Below are 6872 nucleotides of genomic sequence, written 5' to 3' on the forward strand. Positions count from 1 at the left end.
GAACTGGCAGACGCACAGGACTTAAAATCCTGCGATGTTAACTCATCGTACCGGTTCGATTCCGGTCCTCGGCACCAGTTTTAGGCCCCATGGTCAAGCGGTTAAGACATCGCCCTTTCACGGCGGTAACCCGGGTTCGAATCCCGGTGGGGTCACCATTTATTTTTTATGTGGCGGAGTAGCTCAGTTGGCTAGAGCATGCGGTTCATACCCGCAGTGTCAGGGGTTCAAATCCCTTCTCCGCTACCATTTTTATATTATGATATTTATGTTGTGGTTATATTTGGGCGCATAGCTCAGTTGGGAGAGCATCTGCCTTACAAGCAGGGGGTCATAGGTTCGAGCCCTATTGTGCCCACCAAATACGGCCTGGTAGTTCAGTTGGTTAGAATGCTAGCCTGTCACGCTAGAGGTCGTGGGTTCGAGTCCCATCCAGGTCGCCACTATTATGCTGGTGTAGCTCAATTGGTAGAGCAACTGACTTGTAATCAGTAGGTTAGGGGTTCAAGTCCTCCCACCAGCTCCATATTTGCGGGAGTGGCTCAGTGGTAGAGCATCGCCTTGCCAAGGCGAGGGTCGCGAGTTCGAATCTCGTCTTCCGCTCCAATAACTCAGAATTTATTCTGAGTTTTATATTATGTGCCATTAGCTCAGCTGGATAGAGCGTTTGGCTACGGACCAAAAGGCCAGGGGTTCGAATCCTCTATGGCACGCCAAATAAAGTAATTGCATTTTTGTGATTACTAAATTTTATATAAGAATCAGATAAATTTTATTTGATTCTTTTTTTGTGCAGATTACTTTGTATAAAGAATATTTTAGATTAAATTTCTTTTTTAAAAAGTGGGTATAACATTTTTGATAGCAATATGCTTAATAATAGATATAAAAAGGTTTTTTTAATAATATGTTTTATGTTAATTTTATTTTATATATAGTACACCATTTTATAAAATTTATATATTTATTATGAATTAAAGTCATTTTTATATTGTATTTTATTAGCTTTAATGATATAATTGTTAAGACACTATTTAAGGAGGCGATTTTATGAAACCGGTTATTGGGATTTCAGGAAGTATTTTAATTAATAAAGGTGATACTTTTTTAGGATATAGAAGATCTTATGTTAATCAAGATTATGTTGAAGCTATATTAAGAGCAGGTGGTATTCCTTTTATTATACCATTTAATGAAGATTTAGAAAGTACTAGGGAAATGGTTAAACAAGTTGATGGAATTATTTTATCTGGTGGACATGATGTAGATCCACACAATTATGGAGAAGAACCACTATTAAAAATTGGTGAAGTTTTTCCTGAAAGAGATGCTTTTGATATGGAAATATACAAAACTGCTATTGAGTTAAAGAAACCTATTTTTGGTATTTGTAGAGGGTATCAGATAATTAACGTTGTTAATGGGGGAACTTTGTATCAAGATTTATCTTATGCTGATTTTGTTAAGCTTAAACATAATCAAGGTGATAATCCAAGTCAAGCTACTCATTTTGTAGAATTGGAAGAAGGAACTTTTTTAAGAAATATTTTAGGTGAAGAATATAAAGTAAATAGTTTTCATCATCAAATAGTAAAAGATGTTGCACTTGGGTTTAAAATTGTCGCAAAAAGCTCTGATGGAGTTGTTGAATCTATTGAAAAAATTACAGAAGATTGTTTTGTAGTTGGAGTTCAATGGCATCCGGAAATGTTGTCAACAAAGCATTTAGATTCTCAAAGAATATTTGACGAATTCATAAAAAATGTTGAAGAAAGAAAGAATAAATAGTTTTAATTTTGATTAAAGCTATAAAGGAGGAATTATTTAATGGATAAGAAAAAAATGGGATTTTGGTCAATAGTACTTTTGACTATAAATTCAATAATTGGGACAGGTATATTTTTATCACCTGGTAGTGTTGCTAAATCTGCAGGTGCACAAGCTCCAATGATTTATATAGTAGCTGCTGTATTTACTTCTATGCTAGCTATTACTTTTGCTTCTGCTGCGAAATATGTTACAAAGAGTGGGGCAGCTTATGCTTATACTAAGGCAGCTTTTGGTAATAATATAGGACAATATGTAGGGGTTACTAGGGTTATAGCAGCTAGTATTGCCTGGGGAACAATGGGAACATATGTTGTTAGAACTACATTAAAAATATTTGGTTTTGATTCTGCTAATTTAACTTATGTTACAATAGGATTTTTAGTATTAATGTCAATTTTATTATTAATAAATATTTTTGGTACAAAACTTTTAACAACAATTAGTGATATTTCTACAATTGGTAAAGTTTTAGCTTTAGTAGTTACTATTATAGCCGGTGTTGCAATTTTAGCTTATACTGGAACTTCACATATATCTGAGTTAAGTTTATTAAAAGCTAAAGATGGAACTTCATTGATAAAAGGAATGAATGCAACTACTTTTGTTACAGCTGTAATTGCAGCTTTCTATGCTTTTACTGGTTTTGAATCAGTTGCGAGTGGATCTCAAGATATGGAAGAACCTGAAAAGAATTTACCAAGAGCAATTCCTTTGGCAATTGGTATAATTGCAGCTATTTACTTTGGAATAGTTTTAGTTGGTATGCATGTTAATCCAGTAGCATTAGTTCAATCAAAAGAAGTTGTTGTATTAGCTTCAATTTTTACTAATCCTATACTAGAAAAAGTTGTTGTTTTAGGGGCATTGGTTTCAATGTTTGGTATAAATGTTGCTGCTTCTTTCCATACTCCACGTGTTTTAGAAGCTATGGCTAAGGAAAAACAAGTTCCTGAAATTTTTGCCAAGAGATTATCAAATGATTTACCATTACCAGCATTTTTATTTACAGCTTTATTTGCGATAATTATTCCTTTAAGTTTTAGATATGATTCTACAGGAATAGCGATTATAAGTTCAATTTCACGTTTTGTTCAATTTTTAATCGTACCTTTAGCAGTTGTAATTTTCTACTATGGAAAGTCAAAAGAATCTATATTAGATTCAAAGAAGAATATGATAACTGATGTTGTTATTCCTTTGATAGCATTATTACTTTCTGTTTTACTTCTTGTAAAATTTGATTGGAAAGGACAATTTTCAATTAAGGACCCTACAGGTGCAGTTTTAACAAATTATAAAGCAATTATATCAATGTTTGTTGGCTATGTTGTTTTACCAGTTATTATGTTTATGTATGTTAAAACAAAGAAAGAAAACAAATAAGTTATAGTATAAAGTAAAATTAGCTACTTGATTTTAAATTATTGAGTAAAGAAAATGCTTTAAATTTATAATTATAGAGAAGAATGTATTTCTTCTCTATTTTTTATTAAAGGTTTATGGTAAAATATATCTAGAGGTGATTTTATGAAAAATAAATTTTTAAATATAAAATACATCATAGGAAAATTTTTAGTTTTATTTTTAATTTCCATATTAAGTTTTAATTTTGTATATAAAAATTCTTTTGCAGATGATAATTTTGATAGAGCTAATAGAATTTATGATATGGATTATAGGAGTTTTTTTATAGGAAATATTATTGATGATTCTAATGGAAAATTTAAGATAAAAGTTACTACAATTTTTTTAGGAGAAAATCTTAAAGAAATTGAAGTGCCTAAATTTAAAGAGTATAGTTATAGTAGATTAACTCCAGCAAAAGGAGATTATTTTGTAGGAATTTTGAAAAAGGATAATACTTTAGATTTGACTTGGATTTTTAAAGCTACTTCCGGTAACTATAAAACACTATATTTGGCAAATGATAAAGATCCTGAAAATTCAGAGATTAAGTTATTTCAAAATATGATAAATAAGGGCGATTATGTTCCTAATCTTGACGAAATTGAAAAAAATAAGAGATTAGAGGCAAATAAATACTCAAAACCAAAAGATGATTTTAGTAAAAATTATGATGAATTAACGGAAGAAGAAAAGAAAAAAAGACTTGAAGCAGTTAATGAAAAGTCTGAAAAAGATTATAAAGAAAGAATGGAAGCTATTGCTAATTTTGTAAAAAATCCTGTTCTTTTGATTGTTCCTGCAATTTTATTTTTGTTAATATTTTATGTTGTTCGTTCAAAAAGAAAATTTTTAAAAGAAATGGAAGAACGTGATGATGAATACGATAATGAAGAATAATTCTGTAAACAGTGATTATGAAGCGAAGAAATTATTAAATTTTAGTATAAAATTTTCTTACTCTTTGCTTTATAACGGAGCAGAGGTTTATAGAGTAGAGGATAGTATAAATAGAATTTGTAAATCTTTTGAAAATATTAAAGCAGTTAATACTTTTGCATTAAGCAATATGGTAATTATTTCATTTGTATATAATGGAACTAATTATACAAGTATGAGAAGGTTGAATGATTCAGGAAAAAATTTAGAAAAAATAGCTTTGCTAAATGATTTATCTAGGAATATAGTTTCTGGTAAAGTTGATATTGATGAAGCTTTTAAAGAACTAAAAAGCATTAAAAATAGGAGTTCTTACAGTAATATAGCTACTGTTTTGTTAATTACTTTATCGGCTCCATTTTTAGCATTTATTTTTGGTGGAACTTTAAGTGATTTTATTCCTGCATCTATGGCTATGCTTGTAGAAATGGTATTTTTACTTTATGTTGAAAAATTAAAGTTACCATCATTTTTAACAACTTTTTTATCTGCATGTGCAGTTGCTCTTTTTACGATGACTATGTCTAAGGTTGTTCATATTGAAAATGTGTCAAGTATTATGATTGCGGGAATTGTTCCTCTGTTTCCAGGAATACAGATAACAAATTCTATGAGAGATATTTTATCTGGAGATATTTTGTCGGGGATAATTGGAATAATGTCTGCTATATTTACTGCGGTTTCTATTGCAGTTGGTGTTGTTTTAGTTCTTAGACTTTTTGGATAGGTGGTTTTATGGATTTATTTTTAAATATAATTTGTGCGATTGTATCAAGTATTGCATTTTCAATATTCTTTATAGTTCCAAAAAAAGCTATTATTTATTGTTCTATTACCGGAACAATTAGCTGGATTGTTTATTATTTTTGTAGTAAGCATTTAGGAAATGCTGTTAGTAATTTAATTGCATCCGTTATTGTAGGACTATTCGCAGAATATTTTTCGGTGAAATTGAAAATGCCTTCTACAGTATTTTTATATATTGGGATTGTAATGTTGGTTCCAGGATATGGAATGTATCATACAATGGAATATTTTGCAAAAAATGAGTATTTATTAGCTTTAGATAGTGGAATAAGTACAGTTGTACATGCAGGATCTATAGCAATTGGCGTTTTGGTTTCTGCAGTGTTTTCCAAATCAATTAAGAGAGTGAAATTTGATAGAGTTAATAAATTTAATGAAATAACAGAAAAAATTGGAGAATTTACAGAAAAATAAAAATATTATAAATTTTAAAATCGACTTTTTTACGAAAAATTTTTTTGTAAAAAGGTTGATTTTTTTTATTAAATAATGTATAATACTTAATGTTGCTTTATGGGAGTAGATGAGTTCTGGTGTGCTCTCTGGTCTTCAAAACCAGCATAAGGAGTTTGTAGCTTCTTAGGTGGGTTCGATTCCCACATATTCCCGCCAAATTTTTACATAATTTTATATAAAATGCAATTCAGTACTTGACTATTCTTTTACAATGCAGTATAATTATGTTAAGATATTATGTAATAAATGGAGGTGTGTTATGTCAAATTTAAAAAAATTGCAATCAAAACAATTAGATGAGTTCTTTGAAGCAATATTAATGTTAAAAACAAAAGATGATTGCTATGCTTTCTTTGAAGATGTGTGTACTTTACGTGAATTAAATTCTATTTCTCAAAGATTAGAAGTTGCTAAACTTTTAAAAATTAGAAAAACTTACAATGAAATAGAACTTGAAACTGGAGCGTCAACTGCTACAATTAGTAGAGTAAATAGATCATTACAATTTGGTGCAGAAGGTTATGAATTAGTTCTTGATGCGTTGATTGCTAAAGATTTGAAAACTAAAAAATAATTGATTTTAGATGAGGTAGGTACTATTTTATAATAGTATCTATTTTTTTGTTATTTAAAAAGAATTTCATTATTAATTGTAAAATTTATTGAAATATTAGACTTACAATGCTATAATATAATTGTTAAATTTTAATTTTAAGGGGGTATTGTTATTATGATTAATGAAAGAATTAGTAAATTGAGAAAGTTGATGGCTAAAAGAAATATAGATGCCTATATTGTACCTAGCTCAGATCCGCATCAATCAGAATATTTAGCCGATTATTACAAAACTAGAGAGTTTATAACTGGTTTTACTGGTTCAGCTGGAACTGCTGTTATTACTACTAAAAAATCAGGTTTATGGACTGATGGTAGATATTTTATCCAAGCCGCTAAAGAATTGGCTGTTGGAGAAGTTGAACTTTATAAAATTGGTGTTCCTGAGTCAATTTCCATCGAGGAATTTTTGTTAAAAGAGTTTCCAAATAGGGGAGCAAAGATAGCTTTTGATGGCAATAATACTTCTGTTGCAGAATATGAAAATTTAATGAAGAAACTACCTAATTTTGAGTTTATAACTGATGTTGATTATGTAGGAGATATTTGGAGTGAAGAAGGTCGTCCTGCAAAACCGGATAGTAAAGTTTATATTTTTGATGAAAAGTATTCTGGAGAATCAACTTCTAATAGAATAGAAAGACTTAGAGATATGATGAAATCAAAGGGAATAGATTATCATTTTATAGGCTCATTAGATGATATTGCTTATGTTTTAAATATTAGAGCTAATGATGTTCAATGCAATCCTGTTGTAATTTCATACTTATTAATTTCTGAAAAAGCATGTAATTTATATATTGATAAATCAAAATTATCTG

Annotated in this window: 7 protein-coding genes and 8 tRNA genes; all 15 read left to right on the forward strand. The window is 29.5% G+C overall.

The window, feature by feature from the left end; translation table 11 throughout:
- Window positions 1-83: 83 nt before the first annotated feature.
- Window positions 84-158 (forward strand) — tRNA-Glu (locus VJI95_RS07860).
- A 14-nt stretch (window positions 159-172) separates the two neighbouring features.
- Window positions 173-249, forward strand: a tRNA-Met gene (locus VJI95_RS07865).
- 36 nt (window positions 250-285) lie between these two features.
- A tRNA-Val gene (locus VJI95_RS07870) sits at window positions 286-361 on the forward strand.
- A gap of 5 nt (window positions 362-366) precedes the next feature.
- Window positions 367-443, forward strand: a tRNA-Asp gene (locus VJI95_RS07875).
- Between the two features lie 7 nt (window positions 444-450).
- Window positions 451-526 (forward strand) — tRNA-Thr (locus VJI95_RS07880).
- 5 nt (window positions 527-531) lie between these two features.
- Window positions 532-606 (forward strand) — tRNA-Gly (locus VJI95_RS07885).
- Between the two features lie 33 nt (window positions 607-639).
- Window positions 640-716: transfer RNA gene (locus VJI95_RS07890), tRNA-Arg, on the forward strand.
- A 334-nt stretch (window positions 717-1050) separates the two neighbouring features.
- On the forward strand, window positions 1051-1788 hold the full coding sequence (locus VJI95_RS07895) for a gamma-glutamyl-gamma-aminobutyrate hydrolase family protein (RefSeq protein WP_324000359.1): 738 nt from the start codon (window positions 1051-1053) through the stop codon (window positions 1786-1788).
- 39 nt (window positions 1789-1827) lie between these two features.
- Window positions 1828-3213 (forward strand): APC family permease, encoded by a 1386-nt coding sequence (locus VJI95_RS07900; protein ID WP_324011053.1) that lies wholly within the window; start codon window positions 1828-1830, stop codon window positions 3211-3213.
- A 144-nt stretch (window positions 3214-3357) separates the two neighbouring features.
- The gene (locus tag VJI95_RS07905; RefSeq protein ID WP_324000357.1) at window positions 3358-4134 is read left to right on the forward strand and encodes a hypothetical protein; all 777 of its coding nucleotides are present in this window, start codon (window positions 3358-3360) and stop codon (window positions 4132-4134) included.
- Window positions 4109-4900 carry a threonine/serine ThrE exporter family protein gene (locus VJI95_RS07910; RefSeq protein WP_324011055.1) on the forward strand — a complete coding sequence of 264 codons (792 nt, stop codon included), beginning with the start codon at window positions 4109-4111 and terminating at the stop codon, window positions 4898-4900. Before VJI95_RS07905 ends, VJI95_RS07910 begins: the two co-directional genes overlap by 26 nt.
- 8 nt (window positions 4901-4908) lie before the next feature.
- Window positions 4909-5394 (forward strand): threonine/serine exporter family protein, encoded by a 486-nt coding sequence (locus tag VJI95_RS07915; protein ID WP_324000355.1) that lies wholly within the window; start codon window positions 4909-4911, stop codon window positions 5392-5394.
- 101 nt (window positions 5395-5495) lie between these two features.
- Window positions 5496-5592 (forward strand) — tRNA-Sec (locus VJI95_RS07920).
- A gap of 103 nt (window positions 5593-5695) precedes the next feature.
- Window positions 5696-6010 carry a YerC/YecD family TrpR-related protein gene (locus VJI95_RS07925; protein WP_324000354.1) on the forward strand — a complete coding sequence of 105 codons (315 nt, stop codon included), beginning with the start codon at window positions 5696-5698 and terminating at the stop codon, window positions 6008-6010.
- A 156-nt stretch (window positions 6011-6166) separates the two neighbouring features.
- The coding region (locus VJI95_RS07930) for an aminopeptidase P family N-terminal domain-containing protein (protein WP_324011057.1) at window positions 6167-6872 on the forward strand (706 nt) is incomplete at its 3' end.

The sequence above is a fragment of the Parvimonas sp. C2 genome (assembly GCF_035282405.1).
Lineage (GTDB): Bacteria > Bacillota > Clostridia > Tissierellales > Peptoniphilaceae > Parvimonas.

Bases quoted from the DNA above. Each gene is read 5' to 3' on its own strand.
- VJI95_RS07895 (WP_324000359.1), top strand. From the start codon at position 1,051: ATGAAACCGGTTATTGGGATTTCAGGAAGTATTTTAATTAATAAAGGT.
- VJI95_RS07900 (WP_324011053.1), top strand. From the start codon at position 1,828: ATGGATAAGAAAAAAATGGGATTTTGGTCAATAGTACTTTTGACTATA.
- VJI95_RS07905 (WP_324000357.1), top strand. From the start codon at position 3,358: ATGAAAAATAAATTTTTAAATATAAAATACATCATAGGAAAATTTTTA.
- VJI95_RS07910 (WP_324011055.1), top strand. From the start codon at position 4,109: ATGATGAATACGATAATGAAGAATAATTCTGTAAACAGTGATTATGAA.
- VJI95_RS07915 (WP_324000355.1), top strand. From the start codon at position 4,909: ATGGATTTATTTTTAAATATAATTTGTGCGATTGTATCAAGTATTGCA.
- VJI95_RS07925 (WP_324000354.1), top strand. From the start codon at position 5,696: ATGTCAAATTTAAAAAAATTGCAATCAAAACAATTAGATGAGTTCTTT.